Origin of the sequence: Superficieibacter sp. HKU1 (assembly GCF_029319185.1) — a bacterium.
Lineage (GTDB): Bacteria > Pseudomonadota > Gammaproteobacteria > Enterobacterales > Enterobacteriaceae > Superficieibacter.
Genome location: NZ_CP119754.1, coordinates 3435879 through 3449025, shown reverse-complemented (window position 1 = coordinate 3449025; position 13147 = coordinate 3435879). Strand labels below are relative to the sequence as shown.

At 54.1% G+C, this 13147-nt stretch carries 13 protein-coding genes and 1 pseudogene; all 14 read left to right on the top strand.

Going from position 1 to position 13147, the window contains the following annotated elements:
- Nucleotides 1-37 precede the first annotated feature (37 nt).
- Nucleotides 38-538 (top strand): terminase small subunit, encoded by a 501-nt coding sequence (locus P0H77_RS16395; RefSeq protein WP_276158220.1) that lies wholly within the window; start codon nt 38-40, stop codon nt 536-538.
- 3 nt (nt 539-541) lie between these two features.
- A complete protein-coding gene (locus tag P0H77_RS16390) occupies nt 542-2200 on the top strand; it encodes a terminase large subunit (RefSeq protein WP_276158218.1) in 1659 nt (552 codons plus the stop codon).
- 58 nt (nt 2201-2258) lie between these two features.
- Nucleotides 2259-4199: a phage major capsid protein gene (locus tag P0H77_RS16385; RefSeq protein ID WP_276158216.1), complete on the top strand. Its 1941-nt coding sequence runs from the start codon at nt 2259-2261 to the stop codon at nt 4197-4199.
- Nucleotides 4200-4403: 204 nt separating this feature from the next.
- Nucleotides 4404-5741, top strand: coding sequence for a phage portal protein (locus tag P0H77_RS16375; protein ID WP_276158212.1), 1338 nt, complete (start codon nt 4404-4406; stop codon nt 5739-5741).
- Entirely contained in the window at nt 5738-6781 is a 1044-nt protein-coding gene (locus P0H77_RS16370) for a phage gp6-like head-tail connector protein (protein WP_276158211.1), read from the top strand. Before P0H77_RS16375 ends, P0H77_RS16370 begins: the two co-directional genes overlap by 4 nt.
- Nucleotides 6778-7104, top strand: a complete 327-nt coding sequence (locus P0H77_RS16365) for a head-tail connector protein (protein ID WP_276158209.1) — start codon at nt 6778-6780, stop codon at nt 7102-7104. The genes P0H77_RS16370 and P0H77_RS16365 overlap by 4 nt, the downstream gene beginning before the upstream one ends.
- 12 nt (nt 7105-7116) lie before the next feature.
- Nucleotides 7117-7455 (top strand): phage head closure protein, encoded by a 339-nt coding sequence (locus P0H77_RS16360; protein WP_276158207.1) that lies wholly within the window; start codon nt 7117-7119, stop codon nt 7453-7455.
- Nucleotides 7452-7901: an HK97-gp10 family putative phage morphogenesis protein gene (locus P0H77_RS16355; RefSeq protein ID WP_276158205.1), complete on the top strand. Its 450-nt coding sequence runs from the start codon at nt 7452-7454 to the stop codon at nt 7899-7901. Before P0H77_RS16360 ends, P0H77_RS16355 begins: the two co-directional genes overlap by 4 nt.
- Complete coding sequence (locus P0H77_RS16350) at nt 7898-8245, top strand: hypothetical protein (protein ID WP_276158203.1); 348 nt, start codon at nt 7898-7900, stop codon at nt 8243-8245. Before P0H77_RS16355 ends, P0H77_RS16350 begins: the two co-directional genes overlap by 4 nt.
- A gap of 59 nt (nt 8246-8304) precedes the next feature.
- Nucleotides 8305-8724: pseudogene (locus P0H77_RS16345) on the top strand (hypothetical protein); the annotation flags it as partial.
- A 32-nt stretch (nt 8725-8756) separates the two neighbouring features.
- Complete coding sequence (locus tag P0H77_RS16340; RefSeq protein WP_276158201.1) at nt 8757-9140, top strand: phage tail assembly chaperone; 384 nt, start codon at nt 8757-8759, stop codon at nt 9138-9140.
- 8 nt (nt 9141-9148) lie between these two features.
- Nucleotides 9149-9427 carry a DUF4035 domain-containing protein gene (locus P0H77_RS16335; protein ID WP_276158199.1) on the top strand — a complete coding sequence of 93 codons (279 nt, stop codon included), beginning with the start codon at nt 9149-9151 and terminating at the stop codon, nt 9425-9427.
- A gap of 53 nt (nt 9428-9480) precedes the next feature.
- Nucleotides 9481-9828 carry a zinc ribbon domain-containing protein gene (locus P0H77_RS16330; protein WP_276158198.1) on the top strand — a complete coding sequence of 116 codons (348 nt, stop codon included), beginning with the start codon at nt 9481-9483 and terminating at the stop codon, nt 9826-9828.
- Between the two features lie 44 nt (nt 9829-9872).
- Entirely contained in the window at nt 9873-13145 is a 3273-nt protein-coding gene (locus P0H77_RS16325; RefSeq protein ID WP_276165159.1) for a phage tail tape measure protein, read from the top strand.
- Nucleotides 13146-13147 lie beyond the last annotated feature (2 nt).

The window sequence follows — 13147 nt, the reverse complement described above, 5'->3', positions numbered from 1 at the left end:
CACGTACAGAAAAAATTCCCTTCTGGAGGGTATAAACATGTTAACAGCGCAAAAGCGAAAATTCGCGGTGGCGCTGATGTCCGGCATGTCTCAGAAAGATGCGGCAGTAAAGGCGGGCTACTCGGAGAAATCCGCGCGGTCAAAGGGGTCGCAGCTTGCAAAAGATCCGGAAGTCATCGCTTTTACTGAACGCAAAAAGAAAGAAATAGTCACCGTGGATGAGGTGCCATCCTGCCGGAAAAATGTTTATACCCCAGCGGTAAACACGGCGGAAAACATTCCTCTGCCGGAAGCGCCGCCGGTGCCCGGTCAGTATGACGATCCGCTCAAGTTTCTGATGGCAGTAATGAACGATACCGGGGAAGACATTGACATCAGAAAGGATGCGGCAAAGGCCATGCTGCCTTATATCCACCCTAAAAAAGGGGAAACGGGTAAAAAAGACGCGCGCAACGCTGCGGCGAAAGTGGCTGCGGGTGCCAGCAGGTTCGGATCTATGGCACCGCCAAAGCTGGTGGTGAATAACAAAGAGGGGTAATCCATGGCGCACTGGTCCACGGCCTGCACCGACTGGGAAAACCGCCTCATCGACGGTGATTCTATCATTCCGCCGCCGATTTTCGCTGACCAGGCTGAACAGGCGCTGAGTATTTTCCGCGAACTCCGTGTCTCCGACCTGCCGGGTAAGCCGACATTCGGCGAGTGCTCGGAAGAGTGGGTTTTCGACTTTGTAAAAGTCATCTTTGGTGGTTACGACGCCCGGACCGGTAATCAGTTGATCCGTGAATACGGCCTGCTGATATCCAAAAAGAACACCAAATCGACTATCGCGGCAGGCATCATGCTGACCGCACTGATCCTGTGCTGGCGCGAGGACGAGGAACATCTGATCCTGGCACCGACAAAAGAGGTGGCCGACAACAGCTTCAAACCAGCCGCCGGCATGATACGGGCTGATGATGAACTGACTGATATGTTCCAGATTCAGGATCATATCCGCACCATCACCCACCGCGTGACGCGAAACACGCTGAAAGTGGTGGCAGCCGATACCGATACCGTCTCGGGCAAAAAATCCGGTCGGGTTCTCGTTGACGAGCTCTGGCTGTTTGGCAAGCGCGCCAACGCAGAGGCGATGTTCATGGAGGCACTCGGCGGCCAGGTATCGCGCAATGAGGGCTGGGTGATTTATCTCACCACCCAGAGTGATGATCCCCCGGCGGGTGTGTTTAAGGAGCGCCTCGATTACTGGCGTGATGTGCGTGACGGAAAAATCAGCGATCCGAAAACGCTGGGAATTCTCTACGAGTTCCCGGACAGCATGATCCAGAGTAAGGCTTATCTCAGTCCTGAAAACTTCTATATCACCAACCCGAACATCGGGCTTTCCGTCAGCCCTGAGTGGATTGCCGATAACCTGCGAAAAAATCAGGCTAAAACGGACGGCACCCTGCAGCAGTTTCTGGCTAAACATCTCAACATCGAAATTGGTCTCAACCTGCGCAGCGACCGCTGGGCGGGTGTCGATTTCTGGGAGCAGCAGGCCAGGCGAGTGAGCTTTGACGATTTGCTTCAGCGCGCCGAGGTGATTGCCGTCGGCATTGATGGCGGCGGGCTTGATGACCTGCTGGGGTTCAGTGCTGTCGGGCGTGATACTGAGACGCGGGAATGGCTCTGCTGGTGCCATGCCTGGGCGCATGAAATCGCGATACGACGGCGTAAAAGCGAAGAATCCCGGTTTAACGACTTTGTTAAAGCAGGAGACATGACCATCGTGAAGCGTGTCGGGCAGGATACGGAAGAGGTGGCGGAGTACGTCAGCCGTATCCATACCGCCGAACTGCTCGACAAGATTGGCATTGACCCCTCCGGTGTCGGGCAGATCCTGGACGCGTTGATCGAGGCGGATATTCCCGCCGATGCGGTGGTGGGCGTCAGTCAGGGCTGGCGGCTTGGTGGCGCGATTAAAACCACCGAACGCAAGCTTGCCGAAGGTGTGCTGGTGCATGCGGGTCAGCCCATGATGGCCTGGTGCGTGGGCAATGCCCGTGTCGAACCGAAAGGTAATGCGATCCTCATTACCAAACAGGCCAGCGGCAAAGGAAAAATTGACCCGCTGATGGCGTTGTTTAATGCCGTTTCGCTTATGGCGCTGAACCCTGAGGCGAAAAAGCAGGATTATCAGGTGCATTTCATATGACAGCTATATCAGTCAACGACCCGCCCCGGCGGGTTTTTTCGTTTCAGGAGGCAGCAAAATGACGCTTAAGCGCGCATGCACCCTCATGACGGTGAAAGCGGTAAACGAGGATGAGCGGATAATTACCGGCATCGCCTCCACGCCATCGCCGGATCGTGACGGGGACATTATGGAGCCGGAGGGCGCGAAGTTTCGCAGCGACACGCCGTTTCTCTGGCAGCACGACCGGTCGCAGCCCATCGGCACCTGTACACCAAAAATGGTGAAGGAAGGGCTGCAAATCACCGCAAAACTGGTGAAGCCAACCCCGGATATGCCCTCCCAGCTGGTTGCCCGGCTCGATGAGGCCTGGACATCCATTAAGGCGGGGCTGGTGCGCGGCCTCTCGATCGGCTTCCGCCCCATTGAATATTCGTTCCTGGATGAAGGCGGTATCCGCTTTCTGTCCTGGGATCTTCTTGAAGTTTCAGCGGTGACCATTCCGGCAAACGCCGAATGCTCAATCAACACCGTTAAATCTTATGACCGCCAGTTACTCGCCGCGTCCGGCAATGAGAAACCGGTAGTTAAAGCAACTCAACCCGCTGGCGCTACAGCACCCGAAACCAATACCAGAAAAGGAAACAGTTCGATGAATATCGCAGAACAAATCAAAAGCTTTGAAGCGAAGCGTGCGGCGCTGGCGGCTTCTCTCTCAGACATTATGGCGAAGGCCGCCGAAGACGGCCGGACACTGGATGTCGAAGAAGAGGAGAGCTATGACAACACCTCCGCTGAAATCAAATCCGTGGATGCGCACCTGAAACGCCTGCGCGACATGGAATCCAGCATTGCCCAGACAGCCAAACCGGTCAGTAAAGCCGCCGGTGGTGATCTGAATGTGGTGACTACCAGCGCGCCGGGCATCATCCGCGTTGAGCAGAAGCTGGAAAAAGGTATCGCGTTTGCCCGGTTCGCCAAAGCGCTGGCGGCCGCAAATGGCAGTCGTTCGGAAGCGCTGGAAATTGCCCGTAAGCAATATCCGGACGATGCCAAGCTGCATCACGTCCTTAAAGCGGCAGTCGGCGCAGGTACCACTACTGACCCGACCTGGGCTGGCTCGCTGGTGGAATATCAGGAATATGCACAGGATTTCGTCGAATTCCTGCGACCGCAGACTATTATCGGTCGCTTCGGTCAGGGCAATATTCCGGCGCTGCGCCAGGTACCCTTTAATATTCGCATCCCTGCGCAGACCTCGGGCGGCTCAGCGAACTGGGTAGGCCAGGGTAAGGCGAAGCCGCTGACGAAGTTTGATTTTGAGTCGATCACCTTCAGTTTTGCCAAAGTGGCTGCTATTGCAGTGCTGACCGATGAGCTGATCCGTTTCTCTAACCCGGCTGCTGACGCGCTGGTACGTAATGCGCTGGCTGAAGCCGTTATTGCCCGTCTTGATACGGACTTTATCAACCCGGCGAAAGCTGAAGTGGCGAACGTCTCTCCGGCTTCGGTAACCAACGGCATTCCGGCTGTTCCGTCTACCGGTGATCCGGATGCAGATGCCGAAGCTGCCTTCGCGCAGTTTGTAATGGCGAACCTGCAGCCGACGGGTGGCGTATGGATTATGTCGAGCACCAATGCGCTGGCGCTTTCCATGAAGAAAAACGCGCTGGGTCAGAAAATGTACCCGGAAATGACGCTGCTGGGCGGAACCTTCCAGGGACTTCCGGCCATCGTTTCGCAGTATGCCGGCTCTAACCTTACGCTGCTGAATGCGCCTGATATTTATCTGGCCGATGATGGCGGCGTGGCGGTGGACATGTCGCGCGAAGCGTCTCTGGAGATGGAGAGCGACCCGACCGGGGACAGCGTGAATGGCACGGGTACCGAGCTGGTATCAATGTTCCAGACCAACAGTGTCGCCATCCGCGCCGAGCGCTGGATCAACTGGAAACGTCGCCGTACCGCTGCGGTGGCTGTCATTTCTGGCGTTAACTACGGCACCACTCAGGGCAGCTAATCCACTCAGGAGGGCGGGGGCAACCCCGCCAGTTTGCATGACCAGAATCAGATATCTTCAGCGCACCCATGACGCGAGGCCTGGTGATGAAAAGGCCGTGGACGAGCAGTGCGCCAGGGTGCTGGTGCTGCTGGGCATGGCTGAGTACATCAGTACAAGGCGAGCGGGTGGGGCAAAAAAGAAAAATAATGCGGGGAATGGCTGATGTGGAATCCTTTCCGGAGAAAAGAAAAAGCGCTTCAGCCGCCATCAGATCGCGGCGGATGGATGTCCCTTATCCGTGAGCCTTTCGCGGGTGCCTGGCAGCGCAATCTGGAAATTAACCAGACGACAGTACTGTCCTTTCATGCTGTGTTTTCCTGCATCTCGCTTATCGCAAGCGATATCTCAAAAATGCCTCTGCGGCTGATGCGCAAAGACTCAAACGGCATCTGGAAAGAAAATAACAGTGGCACACCCGCCAGGATTTACAGACGCCCGAATGCTTTTCAGAACCGGATGCAGTTTTTCGAGTGCTGGCTCAACTCGAAGCTTTGCCACGGTAATACGGTTGTCCTCAAGATCCGAAACACCCGCGGTGAAATCACCGAACTGCGGATTCTGGACTGGAACAAAGTGACGCCACTGGTGGCAGATGACGGGTCTGTTTTCTACCAGATTAACCCCGATAATATGACGGGCGTGGATGCTCCTGTAACGGCCCCCGCGCGCGAGGTGATCCACGATCGCTTCAACTGCCTGTTTCATCCGCTTATCGGACTTTCACCCATTTATGCGGCTGGCCTGGCTGCAATGCAGGGCCACCATATTCAGGAAAACTCAGCGTACTTTTTCCGCAACGGCAGTAAACCGAGCGGGGTCATTGAAGTGCCCGGTACCATCAATGATGAAAATGCGCGGAAACTCAAAGCCAACTGGGACACAGGCTACACCGGGGAAAATGCGGGCAAAACGGGTATTCTGAGCAACGGTGCCAAGTATAACCCCATCTCAATGTCTGCTGACGATGCAAAGGTCGTTGAGCAACTGCAGATGTCAGAGAAAATTGTCTGCTCAACGTTTCACGTCCCGGCCTATAAAGCCGGCGTCGGTGAACTTCCTTCTTACGACAACATTGAGGCGCTGGAGCAGCAGTATTACTCACAGTGTCTGCAGACGCTTATTGAGTCGATTGAGCTTCTGCTGGATGAGGCGTTCGAAATGGAAGGCGATACCGGTACCGAGTTTGACGTGAGCGCACTGCTGCGTATGGACAGCGAACGCCGCATCAAAACGCTGGGTGAAGGGGTTAAAAACACCATCCTCACGCCCAATGAGGCGAGGCGCAGCGAAAACCTGCCACCTGTGACGGGCGGTGATGAACTCTACCTGCAGCAGCAGAATTACAGCCTGGGCGCACTGGCCAGGCGGGATGCCTCCGACGATCCCTTCGGGAAACAGAGTTCACCGCGCCCACAGGCAGACAGTGATGATGGAAAGGCTTTGTCTGACGCTGAGCAGGCAGCGGCGAAAGCGATGCTCAGAGGATTGCTAACCAAATGAATGAACGCGAATTAACACTCATAAAAGCGCTTGGCGAGGAGTTCGGGCTTGTTCTAGACGACATGCGCACAAGGTTCAGTAAAAGCCTTGAGCAGCAACGCCTGGCATTTGAAGAAAAACTGACCCGGCTTGAGGAGCAGATAGCGGATAACAAAAGCGCACCGCTGCCGGATTTCGCGGCGATGATAAAGAATGCTGTGTCAGAGCTTCCCGCGCCTGAACTGCCTCAGTTGCCGGATATTGCTTCAATGGTCAGTGATGCGGTAGCTGAGCTCCCGCCTGCGCAGGACGGCAAAAGCCTGACGCCTGAGGACGTGCAGCCCATGCTGCAGCAGATGGTGGATGAGGCCGTCAACGCAATTCCTGTACCACGCGACGGTAAAGATTACGATCCTGAAGCACTGAAACAAGCTGTTGAGGCGGCAGTGAGCGAGGCCGTAGCGGCAATCCCGGTACCGCAGGACGGCAAAAGCCTCACACCTGAGGATGTGCAGCCCATGCTGCAGGAGCTTGTTGCCCGATCAATGCCGGTTCTGCCTGACGTCAAAATCCTGGTCAGTGAGGCTGTTGCTGCACTACCTGCGCCCGGGCCAGCGAAGGATGGCGAGGACGGTCGTGATGCGCTGGCGCTGGAGCTGCTTCCCTTTATTGATGAAGGGAAGAGTTACCCCCGGGGTTCTTACGCAACGCATAGCGGCGGGCTGTGGCGTGCCTATGAAAAAACGCACGGCATGCGCGGGTGGGAATGCGTTGTCGATGGCGTGGCGGGGGTGGATGTTACCCGCTCCGGGCAGCGCTGCTTTACCCTCACTGTAAACCGCGCGAGCGGAGCCTGCGAATCCAGGTCGTTTGACGTTCCGGTCATGATTTACCAGGGCGTGTACAAATCCGGACAGGACTACCTGCCCGGCGACACGGTGACATGGGGCGGTTCGCTCTGGCACTGCGACGAACAGACGCAGGACAAACCTGGCGAAACGGGTTCAAAAGGCTGGACGCTTGCCACCAAACGCGGGCGTGACGGGAGGGACAAAACGTGATCGAGCTTGTAAACCTCGGGCAGGCTAAAGAGCATCTGCGTATTGATGGCGATGACGGTGATGCGGACCTGACTCTCAAAATTCAGGCGGGCAGCGCGGCTATTCTCGCTTACGTTCAGGGAAGTCGTGAGCGAATCGTTGGCAGTAATGGTGTGCTGATCGAAGGCGAGCCACTGCGGCGTACGCAAACGGCGCTACTTATGCTGCTTGGCTGGCTGGACAGAAACCGTGGCGGCGAAGAAGAAGACAAGCTGAAACAGGGAGAGCTGCCGTTCTCCGTGACGATGCTTATTTACGATCTTCGCCTGCCAACCATCATCTGAGCAGGAGGAATTATGCAGGCAGGGCGCTTACGCGATCGTCTCGTTGTTCAGAATCCCACAACAACACGATCACCGACCGGCCAGCCGGTGAAATCCTGGTCTGACGGTCCAACAGTCTGGGCAGAGGTCAAAGGTATCAGCGGGCGGGAGCAGATGTCCGCCGGTGCGGAAACGGCTGAAGCGACTGTCCGGGTCTGGATACGCTTCCGGCGGGACGTCACTGCGGCATCCCGTCTGAAAGTGCTGACGGGACCCTTTAAAGACGCTGTGCTGAACGTGACCGGGATGCCGATCCCGGATGCAAAAGGCAGCCAGCTGGAGATTCTCTGCAAACAGGGGAGCGAAAAGTGATTGATGTTAATCTCGATTTCTCCGGGCTGGAGGATATTGCCCGCGACCTTGAAACCCTGAGCCGGGCCGAAAATAACAAAGTGCTTCGCGATGCCACGCGTGCGGGTGCTGACGTGCTGAAAACTGAAGTCATTAACCGGGCTCCGGTCCGCACCGGGAAAATGAAAAAAAACGTGGTGGTGGTAACCCAAAAAAGCCGCCGCCGCGGGGAAATTTCGTCCGGCGTGCATATTCGTGGCGTTAACCCCCGGACCGGCAACAGTGATAACACCATGAAAGCCAGCAATCCGCGTAATGCGTTCTACTGGCGCTTCGTTGAACTGGGTACGGTGAATATGCCTGCGCATCCGTTTGTGCGACCGGCGTTTGATACCCGGCAGGAAGAGGCCGCCGAAGCCGCTATTGCCAGGATGAACAGCGCCATCGATAAGGTGCTGAGCAAATGACGGAAGCCGATCTTTACCCGTTGTTATCGCACCTGGCCGACGGGCAGGTTTATCCCTATGTCGCACCGTTAAGCGACGATGGCCAGCCGTCCATTTCTCCTCCGTGGGTGATCTTCTCCCTGGTCTCTGATATTTCGACCGATGTGCTGTGCGGTCAGGCGGAATCCCGCGCATCAGTGCAGATCGATGTTTACTCACTGACCATTGAGGAAGCCAGATCCATTCGTGATCAGGCGCTGGAAGCGGTTAAGCCCCTGACCCCGACTGAAATAACGAATATCCCTGGCTATGAACCAGATTTTCGGCTTTATCGCGCCACGCTCGAATTTCGGGTCACATCCTGAAACGTTAATCAACCATGAACAACCCGCTCCGGCGGGTTTTTGCTTTTATGGAGACAACCATGTCCTCTTTGTATGAAAAATCGCAAAATACCAAAATCCTGATCACTGAAGTCCCCGCAACCAAAGACACGCTGAAAACCGCCAAATTTCTCGATTTGAGTTGCACGCTTAAAGAGGTGCAGTTTACTGGCGGTCAGAAACAGGATATCGACACGACGACGTTCTGTTCAGAAGAGCAGGAAAATACCAACGGTCTGCCAGCACCGTCTGAAATTTCCATGTCGGGTAACTTCTACCGAAACCCGGCGCAGGATGCACTGCGGACGGCCTATGACAATGACACGACATATGGCTTTCAGGTCATTTTCCCGTCCGGCAAAGGGTATAAGTTTCTGGCCGAAGTGCGCCAGCATACCTGGTCGTCCGGTACTAATGGCGTGGTGGCCGCCACGTTCTCCCTGCGCCTGAAAGGCAAACCTGAAAACATCGAGTCCGGCTCGTAAGGAAAAACATGACATCGCTTAAAGAACGCGCCCTGGCTAAAGACTCGGGCTTTCGCTTTAAAGAAACCACCGTGCCTGAGTGGGATAACGCCAAAGTGGTGCTGCGTGAGCCCTCCGGCGAAGGCTGGTTACGCTGGCAGGAGATCATCAGTTCAGGCAGTGACGACGAGGAAATTTCAGTATCTGAACGGGCGCACCGTAACCTATGCGCGGATGTCGTGCTGTTTATTGATGTCCTCTGCGATACGGACAAGCAACCGGTATTCGGACCAGAAGATTTAGAGCAGGTGCGGGCGATTTACGGCCCAATTCATGCGCGCCTGCTGAAGCAAGGCCTTGATCTCATCAGCACTGCGGACGATGCGCGGGAAAAGTCGCAACCCCCGGCGTAAAATTCCTGATGTCGCTGGCGCTCCGACTGGGGCGAACGCTGGCTGAACTGCGTCAGAGCATGACGGCCAGCGAGTTGATGATGTGGATCGAGTATGACCGACACAATCCGATTGGTGATGTTCGCGGCGACATACAGGCGGCGCAGATAACATCTGCTGTTTATGGCGCACAGGGGGTGAAAGTGCCTCTGAACGATGCAATTCTGCAATGGTCTGGGGATGAAAACGCAGAGGCGGAAGATCCTTTTGCCAGCCTTGAGGCTGCGTTAGACGTAGCAGCACAGTGACTTTTTTGAAATAAGGTATTAGGATTTGCCCCATATAGTTAATAGGGGGTTACATGGAATTACTGCTTATCTCTGCTGTGTTAGGGATTATCCCGGCACTAATTGCACAAAGCAAAGGCCGTTCGTTCTTCGCTTGGTGGATTTATGGTGCCTTATTATTCATTATTGCGCTCGTTCACTCATTAGTCATTCGCAAAGATGTTAAGGCTGAAGAAAAAGAAATGATTGCCTTCGATGGAATGAAAAAATGTCCTTTTTGTGCAGAGATGATCAAGGCTGAGGCAATAAAATGTAAACACTGTGGTAGTGATCTCAGTGAAAATAATCGGCATCAGACCCCGACAAAGTCTGATGAAGAATATTTAAAAGAGGCCAGGCGAAAGGCTGGAATAAATGAATGATAAAGAAAACCGCTTCGGCGGTTTTTTTGTTTCTGGAGCTTGTTATGGCTACGCTGCGCGAACTAATAATTAAAATTTCCGCTAACTCTCAATCTTTCCAGTCAGAAATTTCTCGTGCTTCTCGTATGGGGCAGGACTATCACCGTACTATGCAGAATGGCGGGAGGCAAGCGGCTTCAGCGCAGCGAGAAACACAGCGGGCTTTAGCTTCTGTAACGGCACAATTAAATACCACTCGGACTGCTGCATTAGGTTTAACTGGCGCATTTGCTGGTGCATTTGCCACGGCAAATCTTATTCGACTGGCGGATTCATACAATTCTTTATCGGCCAGGGTAAAACTCGCAACAAATGATGCAAGTGATTTTTCCACCGCCCAAAAAGGTCTGATGGATATAAGTCAGCGTACTGGCTCAGCGTTTGCTGATAATGCCGCGCTTTTTAGCCGTGCCTCCACATCATTGCGCGAATGGGGATTCGGAACACAAGACATATTAAAACTGACCGATGCCCTGGCTAACGGGCTTCAGGTTTCGGGTGCGTCCGCCGAAGAGACATCTTCTCTTATCGTTCAGTTGTCGCAGGCATTAGGGCGAGGTGTGCTGCGTGGGCAGGATTTTAACTCCGTTGCACAGTCCGGGCAGCGAATTATGAAAGCGCTGGCTGATGGCATGGGCGTTGCCCAGAAAGACCTTAAAGGTATGGCTGATACGGGCCAATTAACAACAGACAAAATTGTACCAGCGCTAATCAGTCAGCTTGACAAGCTAAAATCTGAATTTGACTCGATGCCGAATAGCGTCAGCGCCGCATCCACACGTATTCAGAACGCCTTCATGGACTGGGTTGGAGGAGCCAATAATGCGAGTGGTGCGACGGCTACAATTTCTGGTGTTATGGATGACGTTTCAAAAAATATTGACAGTGTCGCCACTGCCGCAGGTGTTCTGGTTTCAATTGGTCTCGCAAGGTATTTAGGCGGGATGGCTTCTGGGGCAATTTCAGCCAGTACAGGTCTCATTGGCGCAGCCAAAAGGGAAATTGCACTCGCAGATGCGCAGGTCAGAGGTACTCAGATCTCCACTGCCAGAGCCAGGGCAGCAGTATACAGGGCTCAACAAGCTTTAGTTGCAGCCCGAGGAACGGATGCTCAGGCGGCCGCAGAGAAAAGACTAAGTGCAGCTCAACAATCATTAACAAGAAATATTGCAGCGAGAAGTTCAGCTCAAACTGCTTTAAATAATGTGACGTCAATTGGTTCTCGCATGATGGGCGGCGCGCTGAGTTTGGTTGGGGGATTTCCTGGTATAATTCTCCTGGGTGCCGGGGCCTGGTATACGTGGTACAAAAATCAAGAACAGGTCAGAAAGTCAGCGCTTGAATATGCCAATACGCTGGATGATATACGCGCAAAAACTAAATCAATGAGCCTCACTGAGGCATCAGATAATGAATCTCAAACGCGTAAGGCTCTGGATGAACAAAATCGACTGGTAGATGAACAAGCAAAAAAAGTCAGGGGTTTAAAGGAAGAAATTTCCGGATATCAATATATGTTGGCTAATCCTGGGCCAACAGTGGGTGGGTATATGATTAACCACCTCAAAAGCCTTGATGATGCAACTCTCGGCCTGTCAAATGCAACTCAAGCTTTAGCTGTAGAGCAGGAGCGCTTATGGCAAATGCAGGCTAAATCCCAATCGATTCAAGATGTTCTTGAAGGTATTGAGCATCAGCGAGTGGCATTAATCCGCCAACAGGCGGCTGAACAAAATGCTGCTTACCAATCTCTTTTATTAATGAACGGGGAACATACAGAATTTAATCGCCTGCTTGGGTTAGGTAATAATTTATTAATGGCCCGTCAGGGTCTAGTCAATACTCCAATGCGCCTTCCTCAGGCGGATCTCGATCAGAAGCAAAGCGATGCCCTCGAAAAAAGCCGTCGGGATTTAGCTTTATCCAAATTAAAGGGCGAGGAAAAAGAAAGAACCAGGCTTGGATATGCTGCTGATGATCTTGGGCTTAAGAACGATGCGCAATATCAGACAGCGCGGCAAGAGCTTATTGATAATGGTCTTAAAGAATGGAGAAATATTGAAGCCAATAAGCCAGCAAAAAAAGGCCCAAAATCTGATGCTGAAAAAGCGGTTGATACCTATGACCGATTGATCAAACAGCAGAAAGAGCAGATCGCGCTGTCCGGCCAGAATACCGAGCTGGCTAAAGTGAAATACCAGGTCAGTCAGGGTGAGCTGGCAACGTTAAGCCAGGCGCAGAAAGCCGATCTGATGCGTAACGCTGCACTTATCGATCAGGTTAAATTACGCGAGCAACTCCGCAACTACGAAGCGCAACTGGCCGACAGCAATGCCAGCGCGCGCGCCGCGAATGAGGCCCAGCTAACCGGCTACGGACAGGGAACCCGGTTCCGTGAACGTATGCAGGAGCAGTTCAATATCCGTAAGGAATTTGAGCAGAAAAATACCGATTTGCTCCGGCAGCGGCAGGCAGGCGACATTGAAGAAGAGACGTATCAGCAGGAGCTGGCGCTCAATAAACGCTACCTGGATGAACGCCTGCGCGACCAGCAGGGCTTTTACAGCGCCTCAGATGCACAGCGTAACGACTGGTTCAGCGGACTGAGCGAAGGTTATGCCAACTGGGCAGATGAAGCGACTAACTATTCCGCTCTGGCGGCCGATGGCATGAGGCAGGCGATGGATGGTGCCGTTTCCAGCGTAACCGATATGCTCAACGGCAACGTGTCGGGCTGGAAAGACTGGGGCGTCAGCGTGCTGAAGATTGTCCAGAACGTGCTGGTAAACATGGCGATGGCGAATGCCGCCAGCTCCATCGGGTCGCTGTTCAGCTTTGGCGCATCCTCTGCGGCAGGCAGCAGCGGAACCGCCATTCAGAGTGCCGCGGCTAATTTCAAATTTAACGCGAAAGGTGATGTGTACGATTCCCCGTCGCTCAGCGCCTACACCAACGGGGTGTACAGCACGCCGCAGTATTTTGCGTTTGCCAAAGGCGCGGGCGTGTTTGGCGAGGCCGGGCCTGAAGCCATTATGCCGCTTACGCGCGCGGCGGACGGCTCCCTCGGTGTGCGTGCGATGGGTGGGGTACAGACCGAACGCGCCGCGCCCTCCATCAACATCGGCGATATCCATATCAACTCACAGTCACAGCAGCCGGTCAGCCAGGGCGCGGCCAGCGCGGCCGGTCGTCAGCTCACGGATGCCATCCTGCGCACGGTGAATGAAGAGGTCAGCCGGCCAGGCACGCCGCTGTGGCGGGCCATTAAAGGAGTTTAAGC